The organism is Leisingera sp. UBA4491 (assembly GCF_002388965.1).
Lineage (GTDB): Bacteria > Pseudomonadota > Alphaproteobacteria > Rhodobacterales > Rhodobacteraceae > Leisingera > Leisingera aquaemixtae.
In genome coordinates this window covers 438060-456293 of record NZ_DGNN01000026.1, presented here as the reverse complement: position 1 = coordinate 456293, position 18234 = coordinate 438060, and the positions used below count along the sequence as shown (strand labels likewise).

19 protein-coding genes are annotated in these 18234 nt (G+C 65.3%); 5 read left to right on the top strand and 14 right to left on the bottom strand.

Going from position 1 to position 18234, the window contains the following annotated elements:
* Positions 1 to 33 precede the first annotated feature (33 nt).
* The 6 genes from rsmA to lptF form a co-directional block, all read right to left on the bottom strand.
* The gene (gene rsmA / locus B2P87_RS15780; protein ID WP_141890139.1) at positions 34 to 876 is read right to left on the bottom strand and encodes a 16S rRNA (adenine(1518)-N(6)/adenine(1519)-N(6))-dimethyltransferase RsmA; all 843 of its coding nucleotides are present in this window, start codon (positions 874 to 876) and stop codon (positions 34 to 36) included.
* Between the two features lie 84 nt (positions 877 to 960).
* The gene (gene pdxA / locus B2P87_RS15775) at positions 961 to 1932 is read right to left on the bottom strand and encodes a 4-hydroxythreonine-4-phosphate dehydrogenase PdxA (RefSeq protein ID WP_141890140.1); all 972 of its coding nucleotides are present in this window, start codon (positions 1930 to 1932) and stop codon (positions 961 to 963) included.
* Positions 1929 to 3188: a peptidylprolyl isomerase gene (locus tag B2P87_RS15770; RefSeq protein ID WP_141890141.1), complete on the bottom strand. Its 1260-nt coding sequence runs from the start codon at positions 3186 to 3188 to the stop codon at positions 1929 to 1931. The genes pdxA and B2P87_RS15770 overlap by 4 nt, the downstream gene beginning before the upstream one ends.
* Positions 3173 to 5353, bottom strand: coding sequence for an LPS-assembly protein LptD (locus B2P87_RS15765; protein WP_208764531.1), 2181 nt, complete (start codon positions 5351 to 5353; stop codon positions 3173 to 3175). Before B2P87_RS15765 ends, B2P87_RS15770 begins: the two co-directional genes overlap by 16 nt.
* Positions 5337 to 6440, bottom strand: a complete 1104-nt coding sequence (lptG, locus tag B2P87_RS15760; RefSeq protein WP_141890142.1) for an LPS export ABC transporter permease LptG — start codon at positions 6438 to 6440, stop codon at positions 5337 to 5339. Before lptG ends, B2P87_RS15765 begins: the two co-directional genes overlap by 17 nt.
* The gene (gene lptF / locus B2P87_RS15755; RefSeq protein WP_141890143.1) at positions 6437 to 7555 is read right to left on the bottom strand and encodes an LPS export ABC transporter permease LptF; all 1119 of its coding nucleotides are present in this window, start codon (positions 7553 to 7555) and stop codon (positions 6437 to 6439) included. Before lptF ends, lptG begins: the two co-directional genes overlap by 4 nt.
* 202 nt (positions 7556 to 7757) lie before the next feature.
* Here lptF and B2P87_RS15750 point away from each other — a divergent pair, with 202 nt between their 5' ends.
* The 3 genes from B2P87_RS15750 (at position 7758) to B2P87_RS15740 (ending at position 10385) form a co-directional block, all read left to right on the top strand.
* Positions 7758 to 9233, top strand: coding sequence for a leucyl aminopeptidase (locus B2P87_RS15750; RefSeq protein WP_141890144.1), 1476 nt, complete (start codon positions 7758 to 7760; stop codon positions 9231 to 9233).
* Between the two features lie 6 nt (positions 9234 to 9239).
* Positions 9240 to 9698 carry a DNA polymerase III subunit chi gene (locus B2P87_RS15745; RefSeq protein ID WP_141890145.1) on the top strand — a complete coding sequence of 153 codons (459 nt, stop codon included), beginning with the start codon at positions 9240 to 9242 and terminating at the stop codon, positions 9696 to 9698.
* A gap of 135 nt (positions 9699 to 9833) precedes the next feature.
* A complete protein-coding gene (locus B2P87_RS15740) occupies positions 9834 to 10385 on the top strand; it encodes a CHAP domain-containing protein (protein WP_141890146.1) in 552 nt (183 codons plus the stop codon).
* 19 nt (positions 10386 to 10404) lie between these two features.
* On the opposite strand, the gene B2P87_RS15735 is transcribed toward B2P87_RS15740, so the two are convergent.
* From B2P87_RS15735 to B2P87_RS15720, 4 genes are all read right to left on the bottom strand, one after another.
* Positions 10405 to 10821, bottom strand: coding sequence for a globin domain-containing protein (locus B2P87_RS15735; RefSeq protein ID WP_141890147.1), 417 nt, complete (start codon positions 10819 to 10821; stop codon positions 10405 to 10407).
* A gap of 117 nt (positions 10822 to 10938) precedes the next feature.
* On the bottom strand, positions 10939 to 11520 hold the full coding sequence (locus B2P87_RS15730; RefSeq protein WP_008556017.1) for a retropepsin-like aspartic protease family protein: 582 nt from the start codon (positions 11518 to 11520) through the stop codon (positions 10939 to 10941).
* Between the two features lie 44 nt (positions 11521 to 11564).
* Positions 11565 to 12185, bottom strand: a complete 621-nt coding sequence (locus B2P87_RS15725; protein WP_058288099.1) for a MarC family protein — start codon at positions 12183 to 12185, stop codon at positions 11565 to 11567.
* On the bottom strand, positions 12182 to 14038 hold the full coding sequence (locus B2P87_RS15720; RefSeq protein ID WP_141892059.1) for an ABC-F family ATP-binding cassette domain-containing protein: 1857 nt from the start codon (positions 14036 to 14038) through the stop codon (positions 12182 to 12184). Before B2P87_RS15720 ends, B2P87_RS15725 begins: the two co-directional genes overlap by 4 nt.
* A gap of 200 nt (positions 14039 to 14238) precedes the next feature.
* Here B2P87_RS15720 and ndk point away from each other — a divergent pair, with 200 nt between their 5' ends.
* Positions 14239 to 14661, top strand: a complete 423-nt coding sequence (gene ndk / locus B2P87_RS15715; protein ID WP_008556653.1) for a nucleoside-diphosphate kinase — start codon at positions 14239 to 14241, stop codon at positions 14659 to 14661.
* A 62-nt stretch (positions 14662 to 14723) separates the two neighbouring features.
* Here ndk and B2P87_RS15710 read toward each other — a convergent pair whose 3' ends face one another.
* The 3 genes from B2P87_RS15710 to B2P87_RS15700 all read right to left on the bottom strand — a co-directional run bounded on the left by B2P87_RS15710 (position 14724) and on the right by B2P87_RS15700 (position 15885).
* The gene (locus B2P87_RS15710) at positions 14724 to 15245 is read right to left on the bottom strand and encodes a DUF4112 domain-containing protein (protein WP_141890148.1); all 522 of its coding nucleotides are present in this window, start codon (positions 15243 to 15245) and stop codon (positions 14724 to 14726) included.
* The gene (locus B2P87_RS15705; protein WP_008553983.1) at positions 15238 to 15408 is read right to left on the bottom strand and encodes a YqaE/Pmp3 family membrane protein; all 171 of its coding nucleotides are present in this window, start codon (positions 15406 to 15408) and stop codon (positions 15238 to 15240) included. Before B2P87_RS15705 ends, B2P87_RS15710 begins: the two co-directional genes overlap by 8 nt.
* A 129-nt stretch (positions 15409 to 15537) precedes the next feature.
* Positions 15538 to 15885 (bottom strand): TfoX/Sxy family protein, encoded by a 348-nt coding sequence (locus B2P87_RS15700; protein ID WP_058288101.1) that lies wholly within the window; start codon positions 15883 to 15885, stop codon positions 15538 to 15540.
* A 170-nt stretch (positions 15886 to 16055) separates the two neighbouring features.
* Between B2P87_RS15700 and B2P87_RS15695 the strand changes: the two genes are divergently transcribed.
* A complete protein-coding gene (locus B2P87_RS15695; protein WP_141890149.1) occupies positions 16056 to 17285 on the top strand; it encodes a cytochrome P450 in 1230 nt (409 codons plus the stop codon).
* Between the two features lie 28 nt (positions 17286 to 17313).
* Here the strand turns inward: B2P87_RS15695 and B2P87_RS15690 are convergent, their stop codons facing one another.
* Positions 17314 to 17928 carry a response regulator gene (locus tag B2P87_RS15690; RefSeq protein ID WP_058288103.1) on the bottom strand — a complete coding sequence of 205 codons (615 nt, stop codon included), beginning with the start codon at positions 17926 to 17928 and terminating at the stop codon, positions 17314 to 17316.
* Between the last annotated feature and the right edge of the window lie 306 nt (positions 17929 to 18234).

Genomic DNA, 18234 nt, shown 5'->3' with positions numbered 1-18234 from the left:
ATCTGGCTCCGGCAAAGACTTCGGGGATAGGGCTCAGGCCTTGGCCAGCTCGCGGGCCAGCGCGCAGAAGGCCTCCAGGCTGACCTGTTCCGCGCGCTCGGTCGGCGGGATGCCGGCGGCGGTCAGATGCGCCTCGATATCGGGGGAGATCCCCTTGAGCGAGGCGCGCAGCATCTTGCGGCGCTGGTTGAAGGCGGCAGCCACCACCCGCGACAGGATCGCGGCATCGGCCGGGAAACGCGGCTCGGGCAGGGCGTCGAGATGCACCACCGCGCTGGAGACCTTGGGCGGCGGTGTGAACGCGCCGGGCGGCAGCGACAGCACGATGCGGGCATCGGCGCGCCATTGGGCCAGAATCGCCAGGCGGCCATAGGCCTTGGAGCCGGGCTGCGCCACGATGCGCTCGGCCACCTCGCGCTGGAACATCAGGGTGAGGCTTTCCCAGAAGGGCGGCCATTCCTTGGGCGTCAGCCAGCGCACCAGGAGTTCGGTGCCGACGTTGTAGGGCAGGTTGGCTGCGATGCGGATCGGCGGCGTCAGGTGTTCGAGCGGGTCGATCTCCAGCGCGTCGCCGTTGATCACTTCGAACCGGCCCGGGTAGGCGTCCGCGATTTCCTGCAGCGCCGGCAGACAGCGGCTGTCCTTCTCCACCGCCAGTACCCGGCGGGCGCCCTCGGCCAGCAGCCCGCGGGTGAGGCCGCCGGGGCCGGGGCCGATCTCCAGCACGTCGCAACCGGTGAGGTCGCCGGCCTGGCGGGCGATCTTGGCGGTCAGGTTCAGGTCGAGCAGGAAGTTCTGGCCCAATGACTTGCGCGCGGACAGCTGATGCGTCGCGATCACCTCGCGCAAGGGGGGAAGGCTGTCGATAGCGCTCATGTCATCTGGACCTTGGGACAGGGCGCGGGCGGCGCGCCGGAACTTTCATGCCTCCGGCGGGGATATTTCCCGCCAGAAGAAGAATCAAGGGCTGGCGGCCATGCGCTGCGCCAGCTTCAGGGCTTCGATCAGGCTGGCCGGGCTGGCCTGGCCGGTGCCTGCGATGTCGAAGGCGGTGCCGTGGTCGGGCGAGGTGCGAATGAAGGGCAGGCCCAGGGTCACGTTGACGCCGCGGTCGAAGTCCAGCGTCTTGATCGGGATCAGCGCCTGGTCGTGGTACATGCAGACCGCTGCGTCATAGCGGGCGCGGGCGGCGGCGTGGAACATGGTGTCGGCCGGGTGCGGGCCGGTGACCGCCAGCCCCTCGTCCTGCATCCCGCTGATCAGGCCGTTGATCCAGTCCAGCTCCTCGGTCCCCATGGCGCCGCCTTCGCCCGCGTGCGGGTTCAGTCCCGCGACGGCGATGCGGGGGGACGCGATGCCGAACTGATCGCGCAGCCCGGCGGCGGTGATTTCGATGGTTTCGCGCAACAGGCCCGGGGTCAGCACCTTGGGCACGTCCGCAAGCGCGATGTGGATGGTGGCAGGCACCACCCGCAGCTGTTCGCTGGCCAGCATCATCACCACGCGGTCGCGGCCTGCGAGGGCGGCAAGAAATTCGGTATGTCCGGGGTAGGCAAAGCCTGCGCCGTCGATCAGCGCCTTCTTGTGGATGGGAGCGGTGCAGACCGCGGAGGCCTCACCCTGCTGGACCAGCCGGACGGCGGTTTCGATGGACTGGATCACACCGGCCGCGTTGGCCGGGTCGACGGTGCCCTTCACGGTATTGCCGCCAAAGGTTAGCGGCAGCACCGGAAAGCGGTCTGCGCAGGCGGCTGCGGCCTCTGCCGGGGCGGTGATTTCCCGAACCGGAGTGCCGGCGGGCAGGTGGCGCGGGTCGCCGATCCAGAAGAACGGGCAAGCGGCGCGCAGGGCGTCCCAGGCCTTGACGGCGATTTCCGGGCCGATGCCTGCGGGCTCGCCGCAGCTGAGCGCAATGGGCCCGGGCCGGTTCATTTGATGTCGATCCGCGCATCCGCGCGCAGCTGCTCCAGGTAGCTGTCGACCAGCGAAGTCAACCGCTGCCCCGTAAGCGCATTCGCCACCGTTTCGCGGTTCGCGCCCTCGCCAAGGTCGGCGGTGCGGCCGCAAAGCATCAGCACCATCAGAGTCTGGCCGTTGTTGCGCGTCAGCGCGGTGGAGGTCTCGCCCGGGTCCAGCTTGGCCAGCTCCAGCGCGATATCGCTGGGGATCTCCGCGGGCGGCAGGCTTTCGACCGCCAGAACAGACGGATCCTGCCCTTGCGCCAGGCCATAGAAGTCCTCGCAGGTGTCGACGCTGTTCACCACCTGCTGCGCGGCGGCCAGAGCTTCGGGCGTGCGCCCGCCGGGCAGGAAATAGGTGGCATATTCAATGGCGGAGAAGCGCGGGGCGGCGCCCTCCACCTCGCGCAGGCCGCGCATCTGGAACAGCGCCACCGCGCCCTGCAGCGGCAGCGGCTCGGACACTTCGCCCGGCTGCAGCGCCAGCACAACCTCTTGCAGCTGCGGCGGCAGCTTGGTCAGCGGCATCCAAGGCAGGCGGCCGCCATCGCCGCGGCTGCCTGCCGCCGAATACTGGGCGGCGGCGGCAGAGAAGCTGTCGTAGCCCTTGAGCTTGGCGACCTGCTCCACCAGCTCTTCGACCTGGGCGGCGTTCTGGTCGTTGAGCGGCACGATGAATTCGCTCAGCAGAACTTGGACGCTGCCGGTGCCGGCTGTGCCCATGGCGCGGTCGATTTCCTCTGGCGTGGGCCGGGCGCGGGACAGGAAACGGGCGCGGGTGTATTCGCGCCAGCCAAGCCCGACCTTGGTGAAATCGCGCAGTGTCTGCGGCGCAACGCCCTGCTGCTGCAACACGGTCAGAAACTCGTTGAGCGACAGGTTGGCGCGCCCGGCCAGTTCTTCCATGCCGGCGGTGATGTCTTCTTCGCTCAGCTCAATTCCGGCCTGCTTCAGCACCATCAGCTTGAGCCGGTCATTGATCAGCTCCTCGCGGGCGGTTTCCAGCGGATCGCCCGGAACCCGCAGCGCGGCCTGAAACCGGGCGCGCTGTTCCAGCTCATACCGGGTGATGACCTGATCATTCACGGTGATGGCCGGGGCAAAAAGGTTCTGTGCGCCCGCGGGCAGGCCGCTCCAGGCGAGCCCTGCGGCCAGCGCCAGCGCGGCCGCAGTTCTGAGAGCACGGGAAAGGAAGGGAGCCGGGAACCGGGTATTCACGTCTTGCTGCATGACCGCCTGTACTGTTTGCTGCCGCTTTTTACGGAAAATCCGCTCAGCGAGATGGTAAAGCCGAAATCCGTGGTCGGCTCAACACTTGTTGTGGAGGTATAGCGTCGGTTGACCGAAACGTCGACCGTCACGCATTCGTTGCTGTAGGCCACGCCAAGGCCAGCGCGGGTGGCCTGGGCGCCGGCGATGTCATACCGCAGCCGGGCACTGGCAGACCAGTTGGGGTTGATGTCGTAGCGTCCGTCCACCCACAGTTCCGAGCTTTCCTCGTCCCGGTCTTCATCCGGGTCGGTGCCCAGCCACAGGTAGGTGCCGGCAAGGCTGGAGCGGCTGTTGTGCCATTCACCGCGGAGCTCCGCCTTGGAGAAGTTGAGGGAACCGTTCAGCAGGCCGCGGGTGGAGATCGCCAGGCTGTCGCCGTATTTGATCTGGCCCGCCAGCAGGATATCCGATGTGCTGCCGCCCAGGCCCGAGCTTTTGGTGAAGCGGTCGTCACCGTCGCTGCGCAGCACTTGGCCCGCGGTGGCGTAGGCCTGCCAGCCGGTGGGCGCATAGCGGGCCCAGTTGGCGCCGTAGACCAGGGTCAGCCCGTCTTCGCGGGCGTCGTTTGCAGGGAAGCGCGACAGCGACAGCAGGTTGCCCTGGTCGAATTCGACAAAGCGGCTTTCCTCGCTGACCACGTTGCCGCCGCCCTCGTCGCGCCAGCCCAGCTGCAGGATCGGCTCCAGGTACTGGCTGGCGCCGCCGGCTTCGCGGCGGATCATCGGCAGGCGCAGGGTAAGCGCGCTGCGCGGGGTGAGGCGGGTGACTTCTTCGGTGAAGACAGCGTCGTCGTAGGCGCGGAAGGCGTCGCCGGCGGCACCGATTTCCCATTCCGCGAGGATGCCGTAGCCCAGGCGCCAGCTGCGGCGCCAGTCGACGTCAGCGGTCAGCCGGGACAGGTCGCGGCCGTTGCTGTCGGTGGCGGTGCCTTCGATGCTGGAACTGCGGTGGTGGCCGTGGCCCTGCAGCGTCAGCCGCAGCTCGCCGCCGGTGAGGGCCGGGAAATAGCGGGTCTGGTAAAAGGCCTCGGCGATGCCGGAGGGGATATCGCTCTGCTCCTCGCTGTCGCGCAGGGTCTTGTAATGGGTGAACGAGGTGCGGAACAGGCTGTCGCGCTTGGACCGGGTCAGCACCGCCTCGGACCGCAGGCGGTCCAGATCGGGCAGGCCGTAGTCCGCGACATAGGCGTCGTCCGAGACCGCCTTGACGTCGAAGGTGAAGCGGAAATCGCGCGGCAAGTCGAACTGGCCCTCGCCGAAGATATAACCGCGGTCCTCACCGGAGAACAGGTCGTCGCGGGTATAGGCGGCGTTGAATTCGATCCTGCCGCGGCGGAACGCCTGGCGGTAGCGCATATCCAGCGTCTGGGTACTGGAGGAGATATAAGGGGCCAGCGTCAAATCGCGGTGCGGACCCAGCGTGAAGAAATACGGCACCTTGATCCCGGTGCCCAGGTTCGAGGTGGAGCGCACCGAGGGCACCAGGAACCCGCTGGCGCGTTCCAGCGAGGGATCCGGCAGGCGGATCGCCGGGAAGTAGAACACCGGCACATCCAGCACCCTGAGCTGGGCACTTTCGAAATACAGCTGGCGTTCCTGCTGGTCGTGGATCACCCGCTCAGCCCGGATCTGCCAGAGCGGCGGGCGGCCGTCGTCGCAGACATGGCAGGAGGTGACGGCGGTTTTATAGAGCTGGGTGTAGCGGCCGCTGACCCGTGTCATCTGCAGCGAGGCTAACTGCAGCTGCTGCTGAAACACCATGCGGGCGCCGGTCAGCAGGCCGTTGCGCAGGTCCCGGTCCAGCTCGGCAGCATTGGCCAGGATGGTGATGCCGCCATTCTGGTCGATCCGGATCGGGCCTTCGATCTGCAGCGTGCCGTTGGTTTGGTCAAAGGTGATCTTGCGGGCGCGCAGGCGGATATTGCCCTGGAACGCCTCGACGTTGCCTTCGGCGACCAGGGTGCGGTCCGGGGTGATGAAGACCTGATCTGCCACCAGCATCGCAGGCTGCGCCGGATCGGGCGGCGCCGCGGTCTGCGCCTGCAGGGCAGGGGCTGTCAGCGCCAGCCACGGCAGCACGGCGGAAAGAAGCAGCGCCCGGCGCAGGTTACCCGTCTTCGGCATGGAGAAGCAGTCCCAAGGTCAACAATATTGCAGCAGCGGGCGGCGCCCAGGCGGCCAGGGCCACCGGGATTTGCCCGTTCTCGCCAAGGATTTGCGCGAAATTGCGGATGAAATAAAGCCCGAATCCCAGCAGTACTGCCATCAGCACGGCCAGGCCGGTGCCGCCAAAGCGGGCGTGCCGCATGGTGAAGGAGGCACCGACCAGCACCATGGCGATCAGAAACAGCGGCCGTGCCAGCTCTGCCTGATAGCGCACTTCATAGCGCTTGGTGGTGAAGCCCGCGGCAGACAGCTCGCGGATGGTGGCGGGCAGGTCGTAGATCGAAATACCGCTGGCGGTGCCCAGCGTGTCGCGGATGCGGTCGGTGGTCAGCGTCGTCGGCAGCTGCAGTTCGTCATGCGAAGCGGCGCCGGCTTCCGGGTTGATGCCGGCCGTCAGTGGCCAGGATTTGGCATTGGTCAGGATCCAGTTGCTGCCATCCAGCCGGGCGCTCTCGGCGATAATGCGGCGCACCGGTCCGCCGGCGTTGCTGTAGGCATGGATCGACACGTCATGAAGGGTGATGTCGGCGGCATCGCCGCTGTAGCCCTTGGCGTGAATGACCGACTGGCCGCGGGCGCCGCCCTGGCGCAGCCACAGGCCCTCGCCGCTGAGCGACAGCGCAGAGGGGCCGCCATTGTGATAGGTTTCGGCCAGATCCTGGTAACGGTTGGCAGTGGCCGCCGCGATCGGGTTCAGCATGGTGACCGCCAGAACCCCGATCCCGGCCGCCGCCAGCACCGGCGCCGCCAGCGCCCGGATGCCGGAGCGGCCAATGGCGCGGGTCACCACCAGTTCGCTGCTGCGGGCCAGGCCGACAAACAGCACGATGGTGGTCAGGATCATGATCAGCGGCAGGAACTCACTGAGCGCGGCCGGGATGTTCAGCAGGCTGAGGCCAACCAGCTGCGGCAGGCCGAGGCTGGCCCCTTCGAAGCGGCGGATCTGCTCGTTCAGATCGATCAGAATGACCAGCGTCATCAGAACCGCGCAGATCACCAGGAACCATTGCAGGAAGCGGCGCGCGTAATAGAGATCCAGCTTCATGCGGAAGCCTCCTGCCGGATGCGCTTGGGCCGGGAGGCCAGGATCAGGAAGATCAGCGCCACGGCCAGACCCAGCAGGGTGGGCAGGTAGATCAGCGGCCACAGACCGGGGTTGTCCAGCACCGGTTCCGACACCACGCCGCGCAAGCCTTCGACAAAGATCAGCACGACAAAGGCCAGGAAGGCCTGCCGCCAGACGCCGAAGCGGGAGAACGTGCCCAGCATCAGCGCCGAAAATCCGATCAGGGCCACCGCCACGCACACCAGCGCGCGGGCAAAGCGCAGGTGCAGCTCCTCCGCCTGGGCGCCGGCGGAATAGCCGTCAGTGCGGGTCACAGTCTCTGCGCTGGTCATCAGCTCCAGGCTGGGGATGGCGCGGATGTTGCGGGCCGGGTTCTCAGCTTTGCGCGCCAGGGTGCTGATATCGTATGAGAAATCAGAAAAGAACGTGGTCGACATCCGCTGCGTCTTGTGGTCCAGCCGCTGCGCCATGCCCTCTACCATGATCAGATGCGCGCTGCCTTCGTCGCGCACCAGAAAGGCGCGGGCGCCGGTATAGGTGACGGTTACCGCCGGGTCGCGGCGGTCCGACAGGAACACGTCGTTCAGGGTGCCGTCGGGGTCAATCTGGCGGATGTAGAAGGTGACGCCTTCGGCGGGATGCAGGAAGTCCCCCTCGCTCAGCAGCTTGGCGGTGATGTTGCGGGACACCTCGCTCTCGCGCTCTTCCAGCTGGTTGATCGAGGCGGGCAGCAGGTAATGGGTCAGCGCCGACATCATCAGCGCTGTGATGATGCCAAAGGCCAGCGCAGGCCTGGCCATCTGCCAGGGGCTGGTGCCGGTGGCGCGCAGCACGGTCAGCTCGCTCTCGCTGTTCAGCCTGTTGGTGACCCAGACCGCGGCGCCGAAGGTGGCGATCGGCAGCACCATGCGGATCAGGTTCGGCAGGGTGAGCGCGGTGAATTCCAGGAACACCAGGGCCGACTGCCCGTTGCCGATCAGCGTGTCAAACAGCACAACCGCCCGGTTGACCCAGAACACGGCCACCAGAATCAGGGCAAAGAAGCCGAAGAAGAGCAGATACTGTGACAGCACATATCTGTCGTAGCGTGACACCCGATCCCCCCAGACCTTGCCGTTGTTATTTTCCCGGACCTTAGTGGATTTGATTGGCGGGGAAAACTGCATTCTCGCAAGGCAGCAGGATCGGCGGCGGATTGCAGATAACCGGACTGAACGGCCGGGTCTGGCCAAGCGCCGCTGCGCAGGATACCTCTTGAGCCAACAATCAGGTGATACCAGCAGGAGTTCGCAACAAATGAGCAGTCTTACCCCGATCCGTTTTGCCGAATACGACCCCAAAGCGCTGGCAGAGATGACCGGCCGCGTGGCGGTGATGGTCACGCCGGAGGGCAGCATGGATCAGGCGGCGCGCAGCGCCAACCGTCTCAGCAAAGGCGCCATCGCCCGGCTGATCGGGTCCGAGGGGTTCAAGAAGGCGAAGTCCGGCGACGTGATCTCTGTGAGCTGGCCTGCGGGGATGCAGGCGGAGGCGATGGACGTGCTGGTGCTGCCGCGCAAGCTGACGCCGGTGGAGGCGCGCAAGGCAGGCGCCAATCTGGCCAAAGGGGCCGCGGGCAAGCGTCTGACGGTGATGGCTGGCGGCATGAACAAGGCCGCCGATCTGACCCAGGGCATTGCGCTGCGGGACTATGAGTTCGACAATCACAAATCGCCGAAAGACGACAAGCCAAAGGGCGAGGTGGTGATCGCCTGCAAGGCGCCTTCGGAGCTGGAAGCCGCCTGCGCGCCGCTGCTGGCGGTGGCCGAGGGCGTTCACATGACCCGCGATTTGATCAATGAGCCGGCCAATGTGCTGACCACCACGGAATTCGCCCGCCGCATTGAGGAGATGAAGGGGATCGGCCTGGAGGTCGAGATCCTGGAAGAAGCGGATCTGGAGAAGCTGGGCATGCGCACGCTGTTGAGCGTCGGGCAGGGGTCCGACAGCCCCTCCAAGGTGGCGGTGATGCACTGGAAGGGCGGCGCCAAGGATGCCGCGCCGCTGGCGCTGGTCGGCAAGGGCGTGGTGTTCGACACCGGCGGCATTTCCCTGAAGCCCGCGGCCGGCATGGAAGAGATGACCATGGACATGGGCGGCGCGGGTGTCGTGACCGGGACCATGAAGGCGCTGGCGCTGCGCAAGGCCAAGGCCAATGTGGTGGGCCTCGTCGGGCTGGTGGAGAACATGCCGTCGGGCAACGCCATCCGCCCCGGTGATGTGGTGAAGTCGATGAAGGGCGACACGGTGGAGATCATCAACACCGACGCCGAAGGCCGTTTGGTGCTGTGTGATGTGCTGTGGTACGCGCAGGAGCGGTTCAAGCCAGCGGGCGTCATTGATCTGGCGACGCTGACCGGTGCCATCATCATCGGTTTGGGGCATGAGAATGCCGGCGTGTTCTCCAACGACGACGGCCTTTGCAATGCCTTTCTCAAGGCCGCCGGTGCCGAGGATGAGGGCGCCTGGCGGATGCCCTTGGGCAAGGCCTATGACGAGCAGCTGAAATCGCGCATCGCCGACATGAAGAACGTCGGCGGGCGGCCCGCGGGCTCGATCACCGCCGCGCAGTTCCTTCAGCGCTTCATCAAGGACGGCATGCCCTGGATTCATCTGGACATTGCGGGAGTCGCCTCGGTGAAGACGGATACCGCTTACGCGCCCAAAGGCGCCACCGGCTGGGGCGTGATGGCGCTGAACCGCTTGGTCGCGGATAAGTTCGAGGCGGAATAAACACTTATGGGGGCTGCCTATTTCTATCATCTGACCCGCAGGCCGCTGGAGGAGACCTTGCCGGTCCTTCTGGACAAGGCGCGCGGGGCGGGCTGGCGCATTGCGGTGCGCGGGCGCGACCCCGAACGCATGGCCTGGCTGGATGACCGTTTGTGGCAGGGGCCGGAGGAAAGCTTCCCTGCCCACGGCCTGGCGGGCGGCCCCTATGATGTACTGCAGCCGGTCCTGCTGACGGCAGGGCCGGAGGCCGCCAATTCACCCGATTGCGTGATGGCTGTGGATGGCGCCGCCGTCACCGCGGAAGAGGTGCAGGCGCTGCAGCGGGTCTGCATCCTGTTTGACGGCACCGATCCGGAGGCCGTGCAGCACGCCCGCACCCAGTGGAAAAGCCTGACAGACGCCGGCTGCTCTGCCCAGTACTGGTCCGAGGAAAGCGGGCGCTGGGAAAAGAAGGCAGAAAAATAGGCTGCCCCGCCCCGCAGATCGGCAGGTTTCCGCCAGTTCCCGTCAGTTTTATTTCAATTGTGCAGGAAATGCTCGCGCGACTGCGGTTCGCGCATTAATCCTCCCCGTCAAAAGATCCAGACATTGGGGGGACAGATGATTTCGAAGCGTGTGTTTCTGCGGCCGCGGCTGCTGCCTGTTGTTGGGGCGGCACTGCTGGTGCTGGCAAATTGCGGCGCTCCCCAGGGCGGGTCTGTCGGCCGGGCCGAGGTCGACGCCGAGCGTCTAGACTTTGCGGTTCAGGAAGTCCGCTCCCTGCGGTCCAAGGGCAAGCGGGTGTGGTGCGTACCGTTTGCGCGCAACGCCAGCGGCATCGAGATTTACGGCAATGCCAAGACCTGGTGGTCACAGGCCAATGGTCAGTTCAGCCGCGGGAAGCAGCCGCAGCCCGGCGCGGTGATGGCCTTTCAGGCGACCCGCTCAAACCCGCTGGGCCATGTTGCGGTGGTGTCCAAGGTCGAAGATTCCCGCCGGATCGAGGTCAATCATGCCAATTGGCACCGCAACAAGGTGTCGCTGGGCATGGCGGTGATAGATGTGTCGGCCGCCAATGACTGGTCCGCTGTGCGGCTGGAAAGCAATCCGGGCGCTTTCGGGCGCGTGTACCCCATCCTTGGCTTCATCTCGCCGCAGCCCGGCGCCGGGTGAGGCATAAGGAGAGCAGCTGTCAGCTGTTCTGAATGCCGCCGCGCTGGATCATCCGGGCGGAAATCTCCTCAAAGGCCCTGCGCCACAGCGCTTCAAGCTCGGGGGTGAACTCTTCTCCCAGCGCGTTGCGCAGGGAGTCGACCAGTGCTTCCTCCATCGGGGCAAAATGGGAGGTGTGGACGCCGAGGCTTGCGTGTCTTTTGCCGAGTTCCTGAAAGTGCGGGTCGACGGCGGATTCATCGCCTAGCTTGGCAAGAATGACGCCCAGCGTTGTCATGAACTTCATGCCCTGGCCTTCCAGATCCTCCCGGAAAAGCTGCCGCAGCTCAGGCGCGTGCCGGAACAGCGCGTCATAGAAAAACGCGGGATCCCTGACGGCCTCGTCCTTCAGCTTGCTGTAGCTTTCTGTCAGTTGTTTCAGTTCTGCATCTGTCACGGGGATATCAAGCTCCTTTCTGGTGTGTCAGTCGCCACCCAGCTTAGGAGCAATTGAGCCGGAATTCCTTGATCCGGCTCAATAACCTGAATTGCGGAGCTCTGCTGCCGGCAGCGGTTACCGCGTCAGGACCAGGGCGCCATTGCGGATCTCGATGCTGGACCAGCGCTGCAGGTAGCCCATCCCAAGCAGTGACTGGTCAAGCGCCCCCTTGTTGACCCAGACACGCACGCCGGTGTCGGTTATGCCGCCCAGCGACATTTCATCAATCCAGACAGAGGCGGTGCGCACTTCGCCATTGGCGGTTTGGGCGCGGCCGAGATAGGCGAGGTTTCCGGTATCAATCCCGGCCCGCCGGGCGTCGCTTTCGTTCAGCACAACCTGGCTGGCGCCGGTGTCCACCAGAAACTCGATCGGAGTGCCGTTCACGTCCAGTGTCAGGTAGTAGTGCCCGTCGGGCGCGCGCGGCACCTCAACCCGGCCGCCATCCACCGCCACGTTCTGCTGCGGGCGCACGGTCTGGCGGATGTCCTGCCAAAGCCCGTAAGAGGCGATTACGCCCAAGAAAATGAAGCCCCAGACGGCGAACATCTGCAGCGTTTTGCCCAGGCTTTGGCGATTTTGCACGAAGACCCAAGAGCCAACCGCCACCAGCAGGATCGCCAGATAGATGAACCGCCCGATCTCATAGTCGCCCATTTACGCACCTCCTGAACAGAATGTAGGCGGGCCAGGGCGGTATGCTAGCCGGCAAAGCCGAAGGCACGCAGACCGTCGAGCACAAACTGCACCGACAGGGCCGCCAGCAGCATCCCCAGCAGACGGGTCACGACGGTGATGCCGGTCTTGCCCAGAAGCCGCTCAAACAGGCCGGAAAACAGGCACATCACCAGAAGGATCGCCAGCACCGCCAGCACCGTGGCCATGACCATGGCAAAGCCGGTAAAGCCGGGCTGCTGGCCGGTCAGCAGGATCACCGTGGCAATCGAGCCGGGCCCGGCCATCAGCGGGATTGCCAGCGGAAAGACCGACGGGTCGTCAAACTCATCCTCTTCGCTGCGGTCCTCGCGCCGTTTGTTGCGGCGTTCGAACAGCATGTCCAGCGCCGTCAGGAACAACAGCACGCCGCCCGCGATGCGGAAGGCGGGCATGGAGATGCCGATGAAGCCCAGCACCGCCTCCCCCAGCGCGGCAAACAGCGCCAGCAGGATTGCCGCGACGATCGTAGCGCGGATCGCGATGGTGCGCCGCTGCGCGGTGGACATGCCCTGGGTCAGGGCCAGGAACACAGGCGTCAGGCCGATCGGGTCGACAATGACAAACAGGGTCACAAAGGCGGTAATAAGGAATGCGGTGTCGATCATTGCGCTTCGGCTTGCTCCAGTTTCTCCAGCGCGTCCATCCACAGGCCTTCGGCCCGCTCCAGCGCCTCGATGCATTCAGCGTGTTTTTTCTGCCAGACCGCCATGTCCGCAGCCTTGCCCGGTTCGTACAGGGTTGGGTCGGCGAGCTTTTCATCAAGCTTTTCGCGCATTTCGCTGAGCTTTTCCACCCGCGCCTCGGACTTGCGCACGTCCGCCCGCAGCGCAATCAGCACATCGCGGGAGGCGCGCTTGGGCTTGGCGGGCTTTGGCGCACCGGTTTTGGCAGCGGGCTTTTCCCGCGCCAGCAGCAGCGCGCGGTAGCTTTCCAGGTCGCCGTCATAGGGGTTCACCGTGCCGTCCGACACCAGCCACAGACGGTCCGCCACAAGGCTCAGCAGATGCATGTCGTGGCTGACCAGGATCACGGCACCGGAATAAGCGGTGAGCGCCTCCACCAGTGCCTCGCGGCTTTCGATGTCGAGGTGGTTGGTCGGCTCGTCAAGGATCAGCATATGCGGCGCGTCGATGGTTGCGATCAGCAGGCTGAGCCGCGCTTTCTGGCCGCCGGACAGCCGCCCGACCTCTGTCTCCGCCTGGGCCGCGGCGAGGCCGAACCCCGCCAGCCGGGCGCGCCATTTCGCAGGCGCCTCATCCGGGCGCAGGCGGCGCAGGTGGTCCAGCGGGGTCTCATCGACATAAAGCTCATCCACCTGGTGCTGGGCGAAATAGCCGATGCGCAGCTTGGAGGAGCGGGTCATCTTGCCCGCCATCAGCGGCAGCCGGTCCGCCAGCAGCTTCGACAGCGTCGACTTGCCCTGGCCGTTCTTGCCCAACAGCGCGATGCGGTCGTCTTGGTCGATGCGCAGGTTCAGCCGCTTCAGCACTTCCGTTCCGCCATAACCGGTGACGCCTCCCTCGATCTGGATGATCGGCGGGGACATTTCCTCGGGCTCCGGGAAGGTGAAGGCGCGCAGGGCTGCCTCTTGCGGGGAGGTGATCGGCTTCATCTTCGCGATCATCTTGAGCCGCGACTGCGCTTGCACCGCTTTCGATGCTTTATAGCGGAAGCGGTCGACGAAGCTTTGCAGATGGGCGCGCCGCGCCTCCTGTTTCTTGGCCTCGGCTTCGGCGACCGCCAGACGGGCCGCGCGGGTCTCTGCAAAGGTGTCGTAGTTGCCCTGATACAGGGTGAGCTTCTTGTCCTCCAGATGCAGGATGGCGCCCACCGCCCGGTTCAGCAGTCCGCGGTCGTGGCTGACGATCAGAACGGTGTGGGGGTATCTCGCCAAGTAGCTTTCCAGCCACAGCGCACCTTCGAGGTCGAGATAGTTGGTCGGCTCGTCCAAGAGCAGCAGATCGGGCTGGGCAAACAGCACCGCCGCCAGCGCCACGCGCATCCGCCAGCCGCCGGAGAAATCGGAGCAGGGGCGTTTCTGGTCCGCGTCGTCAAAACCCAGACCCTTGAGGATCGAGGCCGCGCGTGCCTCTGCCGACCAGGCGTCGATGTCGGACAAGCGGGTCTGGATCTCGGCAATCCGCGCGGGGTCGCTGGCACTGTCAGCCTCGGCCAGCAGGGCGGCGCGTTCAGTGTCGGCGGCCAGCACCGTGTCGGTCAGCGACACGTCGGACGAGGGCACCTCCTGCGCGACACCGCCGATGCGCGCCTTGGAGGGCAGGGAGATACTGCCGCCCTCCAGCGCCAGTTCGCCCCGGATCAGCCGGAACAGGGTGGTCTTGCCGGTGCCGTTGCGCCCGACCAGGCCGACCTTATGCCCGGTGGGAATGGTGGCGGATGCGCTGTCAATCAGCGGGCGGCCTTCGACCGAATAGGTGATGTCCTGAATACGTAACATGATCAGCGGTGTGGCGCAGGTGCCGGGGGCTGTCAATCGGCCTGCCGCGTTCCTCTGGCTGAAATTACCGCTGCGGGGGGCGCACGCGCTTGCGCGCGGTCTGAAAACGTCTTTCCAAGCGCCTCCAGCCATGTTACGCGGCGCGCGGAGTTTCCGGCCCGGGGATACGCCCTGCGGCCCATCAATCAGGAGAATGCCAAATGGCTCTGGAACGCACTTTCTCGATCATCAAGCCCGATGCAACCCGCCGCAACCTGACCGGCAAGATCAACGCCAAGTTTGAAGAAGCCGGCCTGCGCATCGTGGCGCAGAAGCGCATCCACATGACCAAGGAACAGGCAGGCAAATTCTACGAAGTGCACGCCGAGCGTCCGTTCTACGACGAACTGTGCGAGTTCATGTCCTCCGCTCCGGTGGTTGTGCAGGTCCTGGAAGGCGAAAACGCCATTGCCAAGAACCGCGAAGTGATGGGCGCCACCAACCCGGCAGACGCAGCCGCCGGCACCATCCGCGCCGAATTCGCTGAATCGGTTGGCGAGAACTCCGTGCACGGCTCCGACGCTCCGGAAACCGCAGCTGTGGAAATCGCCTACTTCTTCTCCGGCATCGAGCTGGTCGGCTGATCAACCGGTTCACCGGATTGAAATCTGAAGGGGCTGCAGCTTAAAGGCTTGCAGCCCTTTTTTCATGGGTCAAGGAACCGGTTCAGCGGATGCTGCCGTATGCCGGGCTGTTTCTGCTGCGGGCCGGGTCTGTTCCTGGCGTAAGACAGCGAGCGGCCGAACTCGCGCGGCGCGGTCAGTTTCGAGAATGCCCGGCGCCCGAGCCGCTTGGGCAGGGGCTCACCCCGTGAGGCGGTATCCTCCAGGTGGCGGCGCAGCAGCTCTGTGTTGCGGGTGTTGGATTTCCAGGCAATGTCGAACAGGTCGCCCACCAGCGGCACGGAGCCGATGAGGGCGTCGATGCCCGTGTTTGCCGCCATCCGGGCCAGCGTGCCGGCGGAGGCGCCCAGCTGGTAGCCCGAGTACAGGATGTAACCGGCGGGCGCCAGCGACAGGGCGTCGCCGATGCCAGGCACAAGGCCCGCGATGCTGTCCCAGCCGACCCTCAGGCCGATGCCCGGAATGCGGAACGCCCGGTCCATGCGCTGCGCCAGACGCTCCAGCGATTGCAGCTTTTGCTCATGGTGGTGCGGCAGATCAGGCATGACTCGGTGTCCTTGCAATGACCCAGACCGCGTGCACGATGCCGGGGATGTAGCCCAGCAGGGTCAGCAGAATGTTCAGCCAGAAGTGTTTGCCAAGACCGACCTGGAGAAAAACGCCAAGCGGGGGCAGCAGTACTGCGAAAATGATGCGGATCAGGTCCATGCCGGTACTCCTTCTGTTGCACTCGTTTCTGCATGGTTAACGGCTGAACCCGGGAAAAAGTTGCATGAGGGGCCAGAACGGCGGACCGGTGCCGCCGCTTTGACCGCTGGCGCGGACGGGCGGCGGTGCTTACAGGGGCTTCAGATCCGCGGGCGCAGCGCGCACGCCGATCGCGTCCAGTTCTGCCAGCAGTTTCGTGCTGTGCTGCGGCCGGGCGTCGGCCTTGATCGCGTCAAAGCGCTGGCGCAGCTCCTCCTTTTCCTTGCCCTTGCAATCATTCCAGGGGCGCCCCTGCAGTGCCATCACCAGAACGTAATAGCCGATGAAATGCGGCCGGGTGCCGGTCTGCAGCAGCCGGGCATAGGCCGCGTCGGCACCGATGGCGCGCAAGTCTTCGGCTGAGGTGATACCGGCCCGGCGGCAGGCTTCCTCATAAGCGGGGCCAAGGTTGCGGATGGAAGAAATGGCTGTGTTCATGATTTGTTTCTAGCCCCTAAGGGCGCCGGTGTCACGCTGGAAACGGTGTGTTCGTTAACCGCCCAAGCGCGGCCTGACGCTGGGTCTTTTGCCGCACTGCCGGATTGACAGTCGCATATCCGGCGGAAAGCCTTGCGGGCAGGGCAATCGGAACCGGCGGGAGAGCGGCGATGAAGGAACGGCGGCAAATATCTGTGAATGCGGAGGGTTTTGATCTGGCGAACCCGCCAGACGGATTTACGGACGATCCGTTTCCCTTTTACGATGCCTTGCTGCGCGACGCTCCGGTTCTGCCGCAGCCGGACGGCTCGCTGCTGATCTGCCGGCATGCCGACCTTGACCGGATTTACCGCGACACCACGTTGTTCTCCTCGGACAAGAAAAAGGTGTTTGCCCCGAAGTACGGCGCAGGCTCGCCGCTGTTTGAGCATCACACAACCTCACTGGTGTTCTCCGACCCGCCTCTGCACACACGGGTGCGCAAGATCATGACCTCGGCGCTGACGCCGCGGGCGATCGCGCAGATGGAGCCGGGGCTGATCGCAACGGTGGATCACCTGCTGGACACGATGGCGGACCGGAACGAGGCGGACCTGATCGAGGATTTCGCCGCGTCGATCCCGATCCAGATCATCGGCAACCTGCTGGATGTGCCGATGGCGGAGCGCGGCCCGCTTCGCGACTGGTCGCTGGCCATTCTGGGCGCGCTGGAGCCTGTGCTGAGTGCCGAACAGCTGGCCGCAGGGCACCGGGCGGTGGAGGAGTTCAAGGCGTATCTCAGCGGCCTGATTGCCCGGCGCCGGACCAGCCCCGGCGATATCGAAACGGATGTGCTGACGCGGCTGATCCGCGGCGAGGGGGCCGAGGGCGGCTTGAGTGAGGTCGAGCTGATCCAGAACTGCATCTTCATCCTGAACGCAGGCCATGAAACCACCACCAACCTGATCGGCAACGGGCTGGCGCTGCTGCATGATTATCCTGAACAGAAGCGGCGGCTTCTGGAGGCGCCGGAGCTGATCAAACCCGCGATTGAGGAAATGCTGCGGTTCCGCTCCCCCAACCAGCTGGGCAATCGGGAGACCACCGCGGAGGTGGAGATCGGCGGCCACCGGGTGCCCGCGGGCACCAATCTGCATCTGGTGATCGGCGCTGCCAACCGGGACCCTGAGGTGTTTGAGAACCCGGAAGTGTTCGATATTGCCCGAAGCCCCAACCGGCATCTTGCCTTTGCCGGCGGGCCGCATGTCTGCGTCGGGCTGACGCTGGCGCGGCTGGAGGGGAGGATCGCAATCGAACGGTTCCTGTGCCGCTTCCCGGACTACCGCTTGCTGCCCGGTCGGGTGCCCGGCGGGCGGATCCGGTTCCGGGGCTATGCGGCGCTGCCGGCCAGATTGCGCTGACAAACCGGCGCAGGGCCGGGGGCTTGGATCAGAACAGCCCGGCCTCCTTGGCGCAGAGCGCTGCCTGGGTGCGGTTCTTGGCGTCCAGCTTGCGGCACAGGGTGCGCACATGCAGCTTGATGGTGACCTCCTGCAGGTCCAGATCGCGGGCGATTTCCTTGTTCGACAACCCTTTAGACAGGCCGTTCAGCACTTCCAGCTCCCGCGGGCTGAGCTTTTTGGCGAGGGGGTGGGTGCTGGCCGCGGCCTCCTCGCGCATCAGGTCGACCGGCACGTAGATTTCGCCGGCGCTCATGAAACGCACCGCGTTCAGCAGCGATTGCGCGCCCATCGTTTTGGGGATGAAGCCGATGGCGCCGGCATCCAGCGCCTCCTGCGCGGTGCGGGCGGGCGCGCTGCCCGACAGAATGGCCACGCCCTTGCCGCCATTGGCCGCCAGCGCCTTGGCCAGCCCGTCTAGTCCCATCATTCCCGGCATGTTGTAGTCGAGCAGCACCAGATCAAACGGCCCCTCGCCGGAAATCTGCTCAATCGCGCCGGGCAGATCGGTGGCCAGCGCCACCTCGGCACCGCCCTCGGATCTGAGGTAGGCGGAGATCGTTTCCCGCACCATGTCGTGATCGTCTGCCAGCAAAATACGCATGATGCCCCTGGACCTGTTCTGCAACTCACGGTCCCAATCTACAGCCACAAGTGTTTCGAAATTGTCAACCTGGGATTGCGTGCCTGCGTGGTAATAGGACATCTGCTGCCGCTCCTGTGCGATTGCCGGAATATTATTGATAGTAACCCGGCCCGGCGGCGGCTGGTAAGGCAACATTAGGGTGCTCGCGCTATGCTTGCGTCTGGGCACCCTATACGGAAGGTCAGGACCCTATCCTCTGGTGCCGGTTTCCGGGCCGCGCCGGTGTGGCATGTTTCCGGGCAGTATGTTGCTGAACTGAGGAGA